The sequence below is a fragment of the Comamonas sp. SY3 genome, assembly GCF_041730275.1.
Lineage (GTDB): Bacteria > Pseudomonadota > Gammaproteobacteria > Burkholderiales > Burkholderiaceae_C > Comamonas > Comamonas sediminis.
Map to the genome: position 1 here is coordinate 161,954 of NZ_JBGTYN010000007.1, position 13,950 is coordinate 175,903.

Below are 13,950 nucleotides of genomic sequence, written 5' to 3' on the forward strand. Positions count from 1 at the left end.
CGTGCTACGGCGCCAAAGGGGCATGCGGCAGCGGTTATGGACGCCAAAAAACCCCGGAATACGCCCGAACCCGGCCCTTTGGGGAATGTGAGGAGGCACTTTACGCTTTGCGCAAAAGCTTTTATAATGGAGAGCTTCGCAGCGATTTTTATGAATCCCGCGGCGAAGACTGGTTGCAGTGGGCCCGCAAGGTTACGCGGCAACCGGGTATCCCGCCTAAGAGGCTTCCTGCGCAAGTTCCTCGCGTCTAGAAGAAGCACCGACCGCGGAAAAGGATTCGCCAAACCCTCTATTGAAAGAGAAAACTCATGTCTACATTCAGCGCAAAACCCGCTGAGGTGCAACACGAGTGGTTTGTGATTGACGCCACCGATAAGGTGCTCGGACGTGTCGCCAGCGAAGTGGCACTCCGTCTGCGCGGCAAGCACAAGGCCATTTACACACCTCACGTTGACACCGGTGACTACATCGTCATCATCAACGCCTCCAAGCTCAAGGTCACTGGTACCAAGAACACGGACAAGGTGTACTACCGTCATTCGGGCTTCCCCGGCGGCATCACTGCCACCAACTTCCGCGACCTGCAAGCCAAGTTCCCTGGCCGTGCGCTCGAGAAGGCTGTCAAGGGCATGCTGCCCAAGGGTCCTCTGGGCTACGCCATGATCAAGAAGCTGAAGGTCTACGGTGGTGATGAGCATCCTCACACCGCCCAACAGCCTAAAGTGCTGGAAATCTAAGGAGTCCCGAGATGATTGGTGATTGGAACAATGGCACCGGCCGTCGCAAATCCAGCGTCGCCCGTGTGTTTCTGAAAAAGGGCTCCGGCAAGATTGTTGTGAATGGCAAGGACATTCAACAATATTTCGGCCGCGAAACCTCGATCATGATTGCAAAGCAGCCTCTGGTGCTGACCGGCAATGTCGAAACCTTCGACATCCAGGTCAACGTGCACGGCGGCGGTGAATCCGGCCAAGCCGGTGCCACCCGCCACGGCATCACCCGCGCTCTGATCGATTACGACGCAGCACTGAAGTCGCAACTGAGCCAAGCTGGCTTCGTGACCCGTGACGCACGTGAAGTCGAGCGTAAGAAGGTCGGTCTGCACTCTGCACGCCGCGCAAAGCAGTTCTCCAAGCGTTAATTGCTGGCTACTTGCCAAGAACCGCCCCTCGGGGCGGTTTTTTTATGGCTGTTGAGACCGTCAACACGTTCTCGGAACCGATCGGGGTATTCCCACACTGCAATTGGCGTCACCCGGCGGGCGGGCTGCGTGAAGGTGGCGATTGGAGTACCATTCTTTGCAGTACATCAAATAAGACAGGAGTCGTCTCCCATGAGCGAAGTTGCAGAAAACACCATGACGGAAATGCCCACCCCGATTGTCTTTACCGACAGCGCAGCGGCCAAGGTGGCCGATCTGATTGCCGAGGAAGGCAATCCGGACCTGAAGCTGCGCGTGTTCGTGCAAGGCGGCGGTTGCTCGGGCTTCCAGTACGGTTTCACCTTTGACGAGATCGCCAACGATGACGACACGACTATGACCAAGAACGGCGTGTCGCTGCTGATCGATGCGATGAGCTACCAGTACCTGCTGGGCGCCGAGATCGATTACAAGGAAGACCTGCAGGGCGCACAGTTCGTGATCAAGAACCCGAACGCCACGACCACCTGCGGTTGCGGATCGAGCTTCTCGGTATAAGCCGCGCAGCACGTGATGGAAGGCATGGCTCTGCTGCTTGCCTTCTGGTCCACCACCCTTTGCCTCAAGCCGCTGTTGACCAGCGGCTTTTGTTTTGCCCATGTCCGCTGAACTGACCCCACGCCCCGTCGCGCCCCACAAGGAGCGCCTGCTCTGGCTGGTGGCGATTGCCTTTTTTCTGCAGTCGCTCGATGCCACGATCCTGAACATTGCGCTGCCAGCGATGGCCCATTCGCTGGGCCAAAGCCCGCTGAAGATGCAGTCGGTCATCGTGGCCTACTCACTCACCACGGCCATGCTGATTCCAGCATCGGGCTGGATTGCCGACCGCTTTGGCACGCGCCGCGTCTTCATGTGGGCGATTGCGCTGTTTGTGCTGGGCTCGGTGCTGTGCGCGCTCTCGCCCAGCCTGGGCTTCTTGATTGCTGCGCGCGTGGTGCAGGGCGTGGGCGGGGCGATGATGCTGCCGGTGGGGCGCCTGGCGGTGTTGCGCAGCCACCCGAAAGGGGATTTCATCCGCGCGATGAGCTTCATCGCCATTCCCGGCCAGATCGGACCCTTGCTGGGCCCGACCCTGGGCGGCTGGCTGGTGGAGGTCGCCACCTGGAACTGGATCTTCTGGATCAATGTGCCGGTCGGCCTGTTCGGCGTCTGGGCGGCGCGCCGCTGGATGCCCGAGACCACCTGGTCGGTGCCGCGCAAGTTCGACGGCCTGGGCTATGCGCTGCTGTCGTTCGGCATGGTGGCTATCTCGGTGGCGCTCGATGGCATGTCCGGCATGGGCCTGGGCATGGCCTTGGTGGTGGTGCTGATGGTGTTTGGCCTGGCCAGCCTGGCCAGCTACTGGATGCATGCGATGCGCGTGCCCGAACCCTTGTTTCCCCCGATGCTGTTTCGTGTCCGCTCGCTGCGCGTGGGCCTGCTGGGCAATCTGTTTGCCCGCTTCGGCACGGGGGCTGCGCCGTTTCTGATCCCGCTGCTGCTGCAGGTGGGCCTGGGCATGGCACCGATGAACGCCGGCATGATGATGCTGGCCACCGTGCTGGGCAGCATGCTGGTCAAGCGCTTTGCAGTGCAGACGGTGCAGCACTTCGGCTACCGCCGCGTGCTGCAGGTCAACTCGGTGATGGTCGCGCTCATGCTGGCCAGCTTTGCCTGGGCCAGCGCCAGCCAGCCGCCGTGGTTGCTGCTGCTGCAGCTGTTTGTGTTCGGCGGCTTCAACTCCATGCAGTTCTCGGCGATGAACTCCGTCACCCTGAAGGACCTGGATGGCGAGTTTGCCAGCAGCGGCAACAGCCTCTTGTCGATGGTGCAGATGCTGGCCATGGGCATTGGCGTGGCCCTGGCCGGCGCGCTGCTGTCGGGCTACGCCGACCGCTGGGTCACCGACCCGGACAAGTCGCTGCGCGCCATCCACGCGACCTTCCTGACCGTGGCCTTGATGACCTTGGCTGCCACCTTGGTGTTCAGCCAGCTTGACAAGGATGAGCCGGTCAAGCCGGCGCCCGACGGCGGGGATGCCTGACCGCTAGCGCGGGTAGATCGCGCCCAGCACCCGGGGCCCGCGCGCCCCGGTGACCGCCGCCAGGTTGCCGGGCAGGCTCTGCCAGCACTGGCGGGCCAGCCAGGCAAAGGCGCTGGCCTCGACCTGCACCGGAGGCAGGCCATGCTCGGCCGAGCTGTCCACGGCGATGCCGGGCAGCAGATCGGCCAGGCGCTGCAACAGATGCTGGTTGAGCGCCCCGCCGCCGCAGCCGATCAAGGTCTGACCCTCGGCTGCGCCGTGGCGCTGCATGTCCTGCGCAATCGCCAGCGCGGTGAAGGCGGCCAGGCTGGCCTGCACATCGGCAGGCGCTGCGCCGGGCGCATGGCGCTCGAGCAGCGGGGCCAGCCAGGCGGGGTTGAACAGGTCGCGCCCGGTGCTCTTGGGAGGCGGCAGCTGGAAAAAGGGCTCTTCCATGAAGGCCGCCAGCAGGGCCGGAATCACCTGGCCGCTGGCCGCCCAGCGGCCGCCGTCGTCATAAGGTTCGCCAGTGTTCAGCTGGCACCAGTGGTCCATCAGCGCATTGCCGGGGCCGCAGTCCCAGCCCCGGATGTCGTCGCCTTCGAGGCGGCTGATATTGGAGATGCCCCCGATGTTGAGCACCCAGCGTGGGCTGCCCAGCGCGCCGGCACCGCCAAACACACTGTGGTGGAAGGCAGGCACCAGCGGCGCACCCTGGCCGCCTGCAGCCACATCGCGGCTGCGGAAATCGGCCACCACGGTGATGCCGCTCAGCTCCGCCAGCAGCGCGGGGCTGTTCAGCTGCAAGGTATAGCCGGTGCCATCCCACAAGCCTGGCTGGTGGCGCACGGTCTGGCCATGGGCACCGATGGCGGTGATATCACCGGGCTGCAGCTGGCTGCGCGCGAGCAGCCGATCGACCACCTGTGCATAGCTGCGTGCCAGTGCATTGCCGGCCAGCGCGGCGCGGTGCAGCTCATGCTCGCCAGCGCTGTTGAGCGCCAGCAGCTCGGCCCGCAGCTCGGGGGCAAAGCCGGTGCTGGCGTACTGCAGCACCTCCATGCGGCCGTCCTGCCATTGGGCAATCACACCATCCACACCATCCAGCGAGGTGCCGGACATCAGGCCAATAAAGCGTTCAGTCATTGTTGTTAAGCCTGCAAAAGCAAAGGCCCCAACAATACCAAGATTGTGGGGGCCTGGGGGCGGGGGCGCCTTACCGGTTTACTGGTTGGCGTTGGTCTCGAGCATCAGCATCTGGTCGTTCAGGGCCAGGCGCATGCTGTTGGCGAGGTTGTCGAACTTGGCGCGGGCCTGGCGGCTGATGGGCTTGCTGGTTTCGCTCTCGGCCACCATCGCCAGCGGGTCACGCTGCTCGCCGGCGACGCGGAACTCAAAATGCAGATGGGGCCCCGTGGCCCAGCCGGTCTGGCCGACGGCGCCGATTTCGTCACCCTTGCCCACGCGCGCGCCTTGCTTGACGGCGATGCGGCTCAGGTGGGCATAGACGGTTTCGTGCTTGTTGCCATGGTCGATGTAGATCACATTGCCGTAGCCGTTTTGCACGCCGGCAAAGGTCACCAGGCCATCGCCGACAGTGCGCACCGGCGTGCCTTGGGGGGCTGCCAGGTCGGTGCCTTTGTGGGCGGACCAGGTCTTGTGGATGGGGTGCACGCGCATCGCGAATGCGCTGGAGACGCGGGTGTACTTGACGGGCGAGCCGATGTAGCTGCGCTCGCCGCTTTCGCCGGCAAAGTTGTAGTACGCGCCCTTGTCCTTGGGGGAGTCCTGGAACCACAGCGCCTCATGGGTCTTGCCGTTGTTGCGGAACTCGGCGCTCAGCAGACGGCCGGTGCCCAGCACTTCGCCATCGGCTTCGAGCGTTTCGTAGACCAGCGAGAAACGGTCACCGGCGCGCAGCGCACGGCGGAAATCGATCTTGTCGGCAAACACTTCGACCATCTGGTTCGAGACGTTGTCGGGCAGGCTGGCGGCATCGGTGGCCGCATACAGCGAGCTGCGGATGATGCCACCCGACAGGCGCGTGCCACGGGTCAGCGGCAGGAATTCGGTCAAGGTGTCGAACTTGCCGTCGGCCTTGCGGATGCTGAAGCGCTGGAACACATCGCTGTTCTCGCCCGCCCAACGCACCGTGAGGGTCGTCAGCTCATGGCTTTGGGTGGTCTCGGCGGTGATCTGGCGGCCAGCCTTGCCAATGATGGCGCTGCGGGCCTTGGCGTTGCTGCGGATGAAGGCCGCGGCAGCCGGGTCAGCCACGCCGAGGCGGCGCAGCAGGGACTCTGGCGTGTCGTTGCTGCGCACCTCGTCGGTGCGGTACAAAGAAAAACCCGGTCCGTCGACCAGGTCTGCAATCGAAATGTCCGAAGCCAGCGACTCGACGGGGTATTCCACGGTCTGCACAGGCATGTCGGACGGATTGGGGCCCAGCTCTGCCACAGCGAAAGCGGCGCCGCCACCGGTCATCAACATGACGGCCAGTGCTGCAGCGAGACGCTTGGGGTGTGCTTGGGCGGTATTGACCAACTGGCGAATGACGAGGCTGCCAGCGGTGATGAATCCGTTGTTCAATGTTCCATCCCGGTTATGGAATGCCTCTTGCCGGCTGCGTTTACGGAGCCAAAACAAACCGCGTCTGCAGGCGCGGTGGGTGGTTTTTTAACAAGAAGGCACAAAAAAAACTTCATGTGCAGCGTTCGCGGGCCTGGATGAAGTCCCCTTGGGACATCGTCTGACAGACGCGGCTAGAATAAAACGCTGCAACGCAAGGGACGCAGTATAACGCCCTCGGCTTTGCTGGCAACCTGAGAAACCCCATATGAATCAATCGACTGTTACAACTTACCCTGTTACCGAACGTGTGCAAGAGGCTTTGCAGGTAAGTCTGCGTGGGGTGGATGAGCTGCTGCCACAGGAGGAATGGGTCAAAAAACTGGCCAAATCCGAGGCGACGGGCGTGCCGCTGCGCATCAAGCTGGGCCTGGACCCTACGGCCCCGGATATCCACATTGGCCACACCGTGGTGCTCAACAAGATGCGCCAGCTGCAGGACCTGGGCCATACCGTGATCTTCCTGATCGGCGATTTCACCACCTTGATTGGCGACCCCTCGGGCCGCAACAGCACCCGGCCGCCGCTGACCGCTGCGCAGATCCAGGTGAATGCCGAGACCTATAAGGAGCAGGCCTACAAGGTGCTCGACCCAAGCAAGACCGAACTGCGCTACAACAGCGAGTGGTGCGACAAGCTGGGCGCACGCGGCATGATCGAGCTGTCGGCCAAGTACACCGTGGCGCGCATGATGGAGCGCAACGACTTCCACACCCGTTTCCACGAAGGCAGCTCCATCAGCCTGCACGAGTTCCTGTACCCGCTGCTGCAGGGCTATGACTCGGTGGCGCTCAAGAGCGACCTGGAGCTGGGCGGTACCGACCAGAAGTTCAACCTGATGATGGGCCGCCATCTGCAGGCCGAGTACGGCCAGGAATCCCAGTGCGTGCTGACCATGCCGCTGCTGGTGGGCCTGGACGGCGTGCACAAGATGTCCAAGTCCAAGAACAACTACATCGGCATCACCGAAGACGCCAACACCATGTTTGCCAAGGTGCTGTCGATCTCGGACGATCTGATGTGGGACTGGTTCACCTTGCTGTCCTTCATGAGCCTGCCGGAGATCGCTGCGCTCAAGCTGGAGATCGAAGGCGGCCGCAACCCCAAGGACGCCAAGGTGCTGCTGGCCAAGGAAATCACCGCGCGTTTCCACAGCGCAGCAGCGGCCGATGCGGCCGAGCAGGATTTCATCAACCGCAGCAAGGGCGGCATTCCGGACGACATCCCCGACGTCGCGCTGAGCGGTGCGCCGCTGGGCATTGGCGCGCTGCTCAAGCAGGCCAACCTGGCCCCTTCCACCAGTGAAGCCAACCGCCTGATCGATGGCGGCGGTGTGCGGGTGGATGGTGTGGTCATCGAGGACAAGGGCCTGAAGCTGCCCGCCGGCACCTTTGTCGTGCAAGTGGGCAAGCGCAAGTTTGCCCGGGTCACCTTGGCGTAAAGCGGGGTTGCCCAGCCGGGCTTGCCGGGCTGGCTGTTCGATCAAAGAGCCGCTTCCCTTTGTGGGGGAACGGCTCTTTTTTCTGAATGGCTCTTTTTGGCAGCGGCTGGCATGCGCCAGCCCGCAAGGATGGCCTCAGCCCTGTGAGCCTGACTTCCAGCCCCAGCCGCTGAGCAGTCAGGTTCCCGGGGCCGCGCCCCTAGGCCAGGCGGCCTGCAGATTTACTGCAGCTCGATCTTGGCCTGGGTCGCAATGCGCTTCCACAGCGCAATCTCATCGGCCTGGAACTGGCGCATCTGCGCCGGGCCGCCGCTCATCGCGGTGGCGCCGAGGTTGGCATAGAACTGCTGGGTTTCGGGCTCGGCTGCAATCTGCATGAACCAACCCGCCAGCCTGGCGCTGATGTCCTCGGGCGTCTTGCTGCTGACCATCGCCCCCACCCAGGTGTAGGCCTCGATGCCAGGCAGCCCCGCTTCGCGGGCGGTGGGCACGTTGGGCAGCGCGGCCACGCGGCTGTCGGAAGCGACGGCCAGGCCCGTCAGGCGCCCGGCCTTGATCAGCTCCTGCACCGAGGTGGCCTCGGCAAAGGCGTAATCCACCGTATGGCCGGCCACGGCGGTGGCGACCTCGCCCGCGCCCTTGAAAGGCACGTGCACGGTCTGCACCTTGGCCACATCGTTGAACAGCTCACCCATCAGCTGGTAGCCGGCCGAGCCCGCGCCAAAGTTGATCTTGCCGGGGCTGGCCTGGGCTTTGGCCACCAGATCCTTGAGCTGCTTGGTATCGGCATCGCCCGGCGCCACGACGATGGCCGGCGCGCGCATCATCATCGTCAGCGGCGCAAAGTCCTTTTGCGGGTCATAGGGCAGCGCTTTGAACAGCGCCGTGTTCACCGCCAGGGTGGAGTTGCTGCCGATAAAGACCGTGTAGCCATCCGCCGGGGCCGACAAGGCCTGCTTGACCGCTATGAAGCCATTGCCACCCGGCCTGTTCTCCACCACCACCGGCTGGCCGCTGAGCTGCTGCAGCTTTTTGGCGTAATAGCGCGCTGACGTATCGGTGCCGCTGCCCGGCCCGAAGGGCACGATGAATTTGATGGGCTTGCTGGGAAAGTCCTGGGCCTGCAGCGCCGGGCTGGCCGCGCCAGCGAGCAGCGCCGCACACAGCGCCAGCGCCCGCCGGCGGCCAAAGCGAGGGTGGAACATGGCAGTCTCCTTGTGTCGTTATAGGTGGCTGCCTGCGGGTATGGAACGCGCAGGCAGCCGCTTTGACTGTAGGGAGGGTGCTCTGCCTTGTCTAATAGTGAATTGGCCGGGGCTGAGAGGGTGGGCGTATCAGCGTTGGCTTTCCCCAGCCCCCATCAGTTGCCGGAGGTATCGCCAATGGCCGTGCGCGTGGCGGCGGCCTGCAACTGCAGCCAGGCGCAAAAGGCAGTGACTTCGGGGCGCTGCTGGCTGCGCGGGCCAATGATCAGCCAGTAGGCGAGGGGGGAATCCATGCGGAACTCGGGCAGCACCTCGACCAGGTCGCCATTGGCCAGCGCATCGGCGACCAGCGGCATGCGCGCCAGCGCCAGGCCCTGGCCGGTCAGGGCGGCCTGCGCAATCTGGTGGGCATAGTTGAGGAACAGCCAGCGCTTGGGCTGCAGATTGCCGCAGCCATGCAGCTCCAGCCAGCGCTCCCAGGTCAGCCAGTCCAGGTGCTGCAGGCGGTGGGCGTCGCCCGCTTCAATGAGGGTATGGCGGGCCACATCGGCGGGCTGGCTGATGCGCGGGTGGCTTTGCAGCAGCCAGGGGCTGGCGACGACGGCCAACTGCTCGCCAAACAGGCGCTGCGCGTTGGCAGTGGCGTGCTGGGGCAGGCTGTAGCGCAGCGCCAGGTCCACATCGGAGGTTTCCAGGTCGAGCACGTTGTCGGTGGCATCGATGCGGATGTCGATTTCGGGGTTGTCGCGCTGGAAGGCCTCCATGCGCGGAATCAGCCACATCGACGCAAAGCTGGCCCAGGTGGTGATGGCCACACTCTTGCGGCCGCTGGTCTGGCGGATCAGGCGCACGGCCGAGTCGATGCGCTCGATGGCGGGGGATACCGCGCGTTGGAGCTGGGCGCCGGCGCTGGTCAGCTCCACCGCGCGGGTATGGCGCAGAAACAGCGCAATACCGACCTCATCCTCCAGCGCCTGGATCTGGCGGCTGACGGCAGACTGGGTCAGCGCCAGCTCCTCGGCGGCGGCGCGAAAGTTCAAGTAGCGGGCCACCGCCAGAAAGGCGCGCAGATGGCCCACGGCGATGGGCCGGGTGCGGAGCAGGGAAGGCGGCAGAGGCAGGTCTGGCATGGTGGAGGCACTGTAGCAAGAAGTACACACTGCGCCAGGGTGTATCCCCGGGGCAGGCGTCCATCATGCTCCTGCTTCGATAGCTGCCGCTGGCTTGGCGCGGCCCGGGGGCCGCGGAAACTTCAAAACCTAGGGTAAACCATTAATGCTGTGGCTGCATTGATCGGCCCTCTTTTATTCATTGGACGCCGGCGTGGCCAAGGCGCAAGATACGCATATCGGGTAAACCCTAGGATCGCTTCGACACCAGGGCCCTGCAAAGGAAACCACCATGGCTATGTCTGCATCTCATGTTCTGTCCGCTGGCACCATCGCTACGCGCCCCGCGCGTGCCAGCCGCGCTGCGTCGGCTGCCGCCGAGATGCGCATTCTGCCCACTGGCAAGGCCATCAGCTTTGTGCCCCAGCGTGACGTTGTGCTGCGCATCTCCGAAGGCACCGCCTGGATTACGCTGGGCCTGGGTCTGAGCAACGAAGCCAGCCTGCAGGCCGGTGATCTGGTACTGCACGCCGGTCACACCGTGGTTCTCAAAGCGGGCCAATCGGTCGTCATCGAGAGCAAGCGCCAGGATCCGCTGGTCTACCACTTCCCCAAGAACCAGGGCGGCCAGCCCAACCTGGATGAGCAGCCAGCCCGCTGGTTCACCCGCTTCCAATGGGGTAAGACCGACGGCAGCATGCTCTACAACCTCTAAGCTCTGCGTCATTCCGATCAACAGCCTGCCCCGTGCAGGCTGTTTTTTTGCCTGACAGCGCTTGCGCCGGTGCAGGCCCGCAGCCGTTGGAGCGCGCGATAATCGCAGGGTTTTGTCTTTTAAGAGGTGGCGCCCGGCGCCGCCTCGCTGATTCACCATGAACGCTCCACTCGACATCATCATCATGGCCGCTGGCAAGGGTACGCGCATGAAAAGCCGCCACCCCAAGGTTTTGCAGAAGCTGGCCGGGCGTGCGTTGCTGCAGCATGTGCTCGATACCGCTGCACAGCTGCAGGCCCGCTCAGCGGTGGTGATCACCGGCCACGGCGCCGAGCAGGTGGAGGCGGCGATCGGCCAGAGCAGCGCGGGCGGCACGCAGTTGGCCTTTGCGCGCCAGGAGCCGCAACTGGGCACGGGCCACGCCGTGCAGCAGGCGGTGCCGCTGCTGGCCGACGATGGCATGGCGATTGTGCTGTCCGGCGATGTGCCGCTGACGCAGGCAGACACCTTGCAGGGCCTGCTTGATGCGGCGGGCAGCGACCGCATGGCCTTGCTCACCGTCAACATGCCCGATCCCACCGGTTACGGCCGCATCGTGCGCAATGCCGAAGGCACGGTGCAGCGCATCGTCGAGCAAAAGGATGCGAATGCGCAGGAGCGCGCGATCACCGAGATCTACAGCGGCATCATGGCCGTGCCGGCACGCTGGCTCAAGCCCTGGCTGGCCCGGCTGAACAACCACAATGCCCAGGGTGAGTACTATCTGACCGACATCGTGGCGATGGCCGTTGCCGATGGCGTGGCCGTCGAAGGCCATTGCATCGCCGATGTACTGCAGGTGGCCGGCATCAACAGCCCCCAGCAACTGGCTGAGCTGGAGCGTGCCCACCAGATGCGCCAGGCCCAGGCGCTGATGGCCCAGGGTGTGCGCATGGCCGACCCGGCCCGTTTTGACCTGCGCGACGATGCGCGCGGCGGCAAGGCACAACTGCTCTGCGGCCAGGATGTGGAGATCGATGTGGGCTGCATCTTTGGTGGCCAGGTGCGCATTGGCGATGGCGCGCGCATTGGCGCCTACTGCCACATCAGCAATGCCGAGATCGCGGCCGATGCGGTGATCCATCCGTTTACCCATATCGATGGCGAGGCCGCAGGCGCCCAGGTGGGTGAGGGCGCTCTGGTGGGGCCGTTTGCCCGCCTGCGCCCTGGTGCCCAACTGGGCAGGCAGGTGCACATCGGCAATTTTGTCGAGGTCAAGAACTCGCGGCTGGCCGATGGCGCCAAGGCCAACCACCTGGCCTACCTGGGCGATGCGGAGGTCGGCGAGCGGGTCAACTACGGCGCGGGCAGCATCACCGCCAACTACGACGGCGCGAACAAGCACCGCACCATCATCGAAGCCGATGTGCATGTGGGCAGCAACTGCGTGCTGGTGGCCCCGGTGACCATTGGTGCCGGCGGTACCGTGGGCGGCGGCTCCACCATCACCAAGAGCACGCCGCCGGGCGCCTTGAGCGTGGCGCGCGGCAAGCAGGTCAGCATTGCGAACTGGCAACGGCCGCAGAAGAAGTCTTGAGCGACAGAGCGCCTGGGCATATCAGCACAGGCGCCTGGCGTCGGCTGAAGAGCCACCACCCCCGGCGCCTGAGGGGATGAAGGCTGTGGTCAGGCGCCTGCGGGGGCTCCGGGGCCTGGCATGCTGGCCAGCTCCGCCAGGTGGGCGGCCGAGATGGGTTCCAGCGTGGCATGGCTGCCGTAGCTGCGGGGCGCGCCCCGGGCCTGCTCCAGCGCGGCTTCCGCCTGGTGGATCCAGTCGTCCACCGACTGGTGGTATTTGGCCAGGCTGGCGATGCCGATGCTGACGCTGATCTGCACATCGGGCCAATCGCGCAGGCGGCGGTTGAGCGCCTGGCTGTGGATGCGGTCGGCGATCTGGTTGGCGATGTCCAGGTTCACCCCGGACAGCAGCACCGCAAAGGAGTCGCCGCCAAAGCGGCAGGTGGCATCACCCGGCCGCACGCAGGTGCGCAAGGTGTTGGCCACCGCAATGATGACCTCGTCGCCGGCGGTATCACCATGGCGGCTGTTGAGCTCGCGGAAGTTATCCACATCTACAACGATGAGGAAGGCAGGGATGTCCTTTTGCTTGGCATAGGCGAACAGGCGGGTCGCAAGGTCCTGCCAGTACATGCGGCCAAAGAAGCCGGTCATCGCATCGACCCGGCGCATCACCATCAGCATCTGCTCCTTGTGGGCCAGGCTGCGCAGCAGGTGGCCAGTGGCAATGCCTTGCATCGCCAGGTAGAGGGCGACTGCCAGCAGGCTTCCGGCGATGGTGAAGCTGCTCGTGCTGTGCTGGACGTCAAACGAGGTGAGCAGCCCGGCAACGGCGACGCCTGCGATGGCCCCCGCAATGGCCAGCACGGCATGGCGCACGCTTTGCATCGCGTAGGCGCAGTGGACCAGCACCATCAGCATGATCGCGCTGGTCAGCAGGTGGAAATGCACCAGCGCGACCCAGACGCCGATCACCAGACCGTCGACAAAGGACAGGATCACGTCGTTGATGTCGGAGCCGCCTGTGCGGTGCGTACGCCAGCGGGCCAGCAATGGCCAGGCCACCAGTGGCAGCACGATCGCCAGCCACACCGGCCAGGAGGCATTGCGCTGCCACAGGGCCCCCGCAGCGGCCAGCGCACAGGACGCCAGAAAAACAATGCGGCCCCAGTCGCTGCGTTGCTGGGTGCTGTCCATTTCGATATGCACCATGGTTAGCCTCTCTTGCCCGATGAGTCATTTCGCCCATGCATCGAAGGACCCGCCTCATGATGTTACTGTTTGATACTCATAGCGCCAGTATGAGGCCGGACTATCGCCGCGACAAGCTTGTAGGCTCCGCTGACATTTGTTGAAGATTTATGTCATTCACGCCCGCTGCAGAGTGGTCACGCACATCGCTGTGGCCTTTGTCGGGGCCGGTCTTCCCGGTGAAACCGCTGCAGCCAATGCCCGTTGTCTCAATCGGGTAATACCCTTCCGAGACGGGAGTCCTGCCCTCAGCTGTGCAGCGACAGGTGCGGCCCTTTGGGCAGCGGAATGCGGGTGACGAATTTGCTGCGCTTGGTGGCAAAGTAGGTTTTCACATTGCGCACATTGCTCTGCGAAGTGAACAGCTTTTGCGTCAAGGCCAGATAACCGGGCATGTCATGGGCGTAGACCACCAGTACAAAGTCCGGCCCCGGGCTGACCCGCCAGCACTGCTGCACCTGGTCGTTCTGCACGACGAAGGCCTCAAAGGCATCCAGCCCTTCAGCGCCCTGCCGGTCCAGGCTGACCTCCACCAGCGCAAACAGGCCAAAGCCCTGCACCTGGGCCAGCACATCGTGCGAGAGCAGGGCCACCTCGGCGGCGATCAGCCCCATCTCGCGCAGCCGCTTGGTGCGGCGCAGGCAGGTGGGGGGCGAGACATGCACCTTGTCGGCCAGCGCCTGGTTGCTGACGGAGGCATCCTTCTGCAACGCGTCCAGCAGCTGCAAATCTATGATGTCCAAGGTGAAATCATTCATTTCATTGTCCATTTTGAAATTTTATTTCAATGAATATATTTGTTGAAATTTTATTTCATCTACCATGAAAAATGGAAAGAAAA

Annotated in this window: 13 protein-coding genes; 7 read left to right on the forward strand and 6 right to left on the reverse strand. The window is 63.9% G+C overall.

Annotation, left to right across the window (positions count from 1 at the left end; all coding sequences use genetic code 11):
• Positions 1-308: 308 nt before the first annotated feature.
• From rplM to mdtD, 4 genes are all read left to right on the forward strand, one after another.
• Complete coding sequence (rplM, locus tag ACCQ08_RS11750; RefSeq protein ID WP_230780412.1) at positions 309-737, forward strand: 50S ribosomal protein L13; 429 nt, start codon at positions 309-311, stop codon at positions 735-737.
• Positions 738-748: 11 nt separating this feature from the next.
• Positions 749-1,141, forward strand: a complete 393-nt coding sequence (gene rpsI / locus ACCQ08_RS11755; protein ID WP_021026900.1) for a 30S ribosomal protein S9 — start codon at positions 749-751, stop codon at positions 1,139-1,141.
• A 192-nt stretch (positions 1,142-1,333) separates the two neighbouring features.
• Complete coding sequence (gene erpA, locus ACCQ08_RS11760) at positions 1,334-1,699, forward strand: iron-sulfur cluster insertion protein ErpA (RefSeq protein ID WP_021026899.1); 366 nt, start codon at positions 1,334-1,336, stop codon at positions 1,697-1,699.
• Between the two features lie 100 nt (positions 1,700-1,799).
• Entirely contained in the window at positions 1,800-3,224 is a 1,425-nt protein-coding gene (gene mdtD, locus ACCQ08_RS11765) for a multidrug transporter subunit MdtD (protein ID WP_313335310.1), read from the forward strand.
• A 3-nt stretch (positions 3,225-3,227) separates the two neighbouring features.
• On the opposite strand, the gene ACCQ08_RS11770 is transcribed toward mdtD, so the two are convergent.
• Together ACCQ08_RS11770 and ACCQ08_RS11775 are read right to left on the reverse strand one after the other, a co-directional pair.
• Complete coding sequence (locus ACCQ08_RS11770) at positions 3,228-4,349, reverse strand: anhydro-N-acetylmuramic acid kinase (protein ID WP_373449873.1); 1,122 nt, start codon at positions 4,347-4,349, stop codon at positions 3,228-3,230.
• A gap of 78 nt (positions 4,350-4,427) precedes the next feature.
• Entirely contained in the window at positions 4,428-5,792 is a 1,365-nt protein-coding gene (locus tag ACCQ08_RS11775; protein WP_373449874.1) for a peptidoglycan DD-metalloendopeptidase family protein, read from the reverse strand.
• Positions 5,793-6,039: 247 nt separating this feature from the next.
• Between ACCQ08_RS11775 and tyrS the strand changes: the two genes are divergently transcribed.
• Positions 6,040-7,272, forward strand: a complete 1,233-nt coding sequence (tyrS, locus tag ACCQ08_RS11780; RefSeq protein WP_312461538.1) for a tyrosine--tRNA ligase — start codon at positions 6,040-6,042, stop codon at positions 7,270-7,272.
• Between the two features lie 221 nt (positions 7,273-7,493).
• Here tyrS and ACCQ08_RS11785 read toward each other — a convergent pair whose 3' ends face one another.
• Positions 7,494-8,477, reverse strand: coding sequence for a tripartite tricarboxylate transporter substrate binding protein (locus tag ACCQ08_RS11785; RefSeq protein ID WP_312461539.1), 984 nt, complete (start codon positions 8,475-8,477; stop codon positions 7,494-7,496).
• 155 nt (positions 8,478-8,632) lie between these two features.
• Positions 8,633-9,607 carry a LysR substrate-binding domain-containing protein gene (locus ACCQ08_RS11790; RefSeq protein WP_239809487.1) on the reverse strand — a complete coding sequence of 325 codons (975 nt, stop codon included), beginning with the start codon at positions 9,605-9,607 and terminating at the stop codon, positions 8,633-8,635.
• Between the two features lie 277 nt (positions 9,608-9,884).
• On the opposite strand from ACCQ08_RS11790, the gene ACCQ08_RS11795 reads away from it, so the two are divergent.
• Both ACCQ08_RS11795 and glmU read left to right on the forward strand, forming a co-directional pair.
• Positions 9,885-10,301, forward strand: a complete 417-nt coding sequence (locus ACCQ08_RS11795; protein ID WP_373449875.1) for a DUF2917 domain-containing protein — start codon at positions 9,885-9,887, stop codon at positions 10,299-10,301.
• Positions 10,302-10,458: 157 nt separating this feature from the next.
• Entirely contained in the window at positions 10,459-11,877 is a 1,419-nt protein-coding gene (gene glmU / locus ACCQ08_RS11800; RefSeq protein WP_373449876.1) for a bifunctional UDP-N-acetylglucosamine diphosphorylase/glucosamine-1-phosphate N-acetyltransferase GlmU, read from the forward strand.
• A gap of 89 nt (positions 11,878-11,966) precedes the next feature.
• On the opposite strand, the gene ACCQ08_RS11805 is transcribed toward glmU, so the two are convergent.
• On the reverse strand, positions 11,967-13,070 hold the full coding sequence (locus ACCQ08_RS11805; protein WP_373449877.1) for a diguanylate cyclase domain-containing protein: 1,104 nt from the start codon (positions 13,068-13,070) through the stop codon (positions 11,967-11,969).
• A gap of 287 nt (positions 13,071-13,357) precedes the next feature.
• The gene (locus tag ACCQ08_RS11810; RefSeq protein WP_373449878.1) at positions 13,358-13,867 is read right to left on the reverse strand and encodes an Lrp/AsnC family transcriptional regulator; all 510 of its coding nucleotides are present in this window, start codon (positions 13,865-13,867) and stop codon (positions 13,358-13,360) included.
• Positions 13,868-13,950: the final 83 nt, after the last annotated feature.

Coding starts and splice junctions, on each gene's coding strand:
- erpA (WP_021026899.1), top strand. CDS start 1,334: ATGAGCGAAGTTGCAGAAAACACCATGACGGAAATGCCCACCCCGATT.
- rplM (WP_230780412.1), top strand. CDS start 309: ATGTCTACATTCAGCGCAAAACCCGCTGAGGTGCAACACGAGTGGTTT.
- ACCQ08_RS11785 (WP_312461539.1), bottom strand. CDS start 8,477: ATGTTCCACCCTCGCTTTGGCCGCCGGCGGGCGCTGGCGCTGTGTGCG.
- ACCQ08_RS11770 (WP_373449873.1), bottom strand. CDS start 4,349: ATGACTGAACGCTTTATTGGCCTGATGTCCGGCACCTCGCTGGATGGT.
- mdtD (WP_313335310.1), top strand. CDS start 1,800: ATGTCCGCTGAACTGACCCCACGCCCCGTCGCGCCCCACAAGGAGCGC.
- ACCQ08_RS11805 (WP_373449877.1), bottom strand. CDS start 13,070: ATGGTGCATATCGAAATGGACAGCACCCAGCAACGCAGCGACTGGGGC.
- glmU (WP_373449876.1), top strand. CDS start 10,459: ATGAACGCTCCACTCGACATCATCATCATGGCCGCTGGCAAGGGTACG.
- tyrS (WP_312461538.1), top strand. CDS start 6,040: ATGAATCAATCGACTGTTACAACTTACCCTGTTACCGAACGTGTGCAA.
- ACCQ08_RS11810 (WP_373449878.1), bottom strand. CDS start 13,867: ATGAATGATTTCACCTTGGACATCATAGATTTGCAGCTGCTGGACGCG.
- ACCQ08_RS11795 (WP_373449875.1), top strand. CDS start 9,885: ATGTCTGCATCTCATGTTCTGTCCGCTGGCACCATCGCTACGCGCCCC.
- rpsI (WP_021026900.1), top strand. CDS start 749: ATGATTGGTGATTGGAACAATGGCACCGGCCGTCGCAAATCCAGCGTC.
- ACCQ08_RS11790 (WP_239809487.1), bottom strand. CDS start 9,607: ATGCCAGACCTGCCTCTGCCGCCTTCCCTGCTCCGCACCCGGCCCATC.